Raw genomic sequence first — 376 nt, forward strand, 5'->3', positions numbered from 1 at the left:
GTACCACGGCGGCCGGCGCTCCCGGGTGCTGCGGTCCGACATCTCGTTCCACGGCAAGCTGCTCGGCTCGGGCAGTCTGACCGGCCAGAACCAGTCCGGGTTCCAGTTCCCGGGCATCCCTGGCGTGGAGATCTTCCGGTACGGGGACCTGGACTCGGTCCGCACGCTGGTCGCCGGGCTCCGCACCGGCAAGGGCGAGTCGGACGTGTACGCGATCCTGATCGAGCCGCTGTCGGCGTCCACGATGAACGAGTGCTCGGAGGAGTTCCTGCGCGGGCTGCGGGAGTTGTGCACCGCCGAGGACCTGTCTCTTATACACATCTCCGAGCCACGAGACCTCTCTACATCTCGTATGCCGTCTTCTGCTTGAAAAAAA

General features: G+C 65.2%; 1 pseudogene. It reads left to right on the top strand.

Annotation, left to right across the window (positions count from 1 at the left end):
• A pseudogene (locus OQ02_RS39465) lies at positions 1-370 on the top strand (aminotransferase class III-fold pyridoxal phosphate-dependent enzyme); the annotation flags it as partial.
• Positions 371-376: the final 6 nt, after the last annotated feature.

It is taken from the genome of Saccharothrix sp. NRRL B-16314 (assembly GCF_000716595.1).
Classification (GTDB): domain Bacteria; phylum Actinomycetota; class Actinomycetes; order Mycobacteriales; family Pseudonocardiaceae; genus Actinosynnema.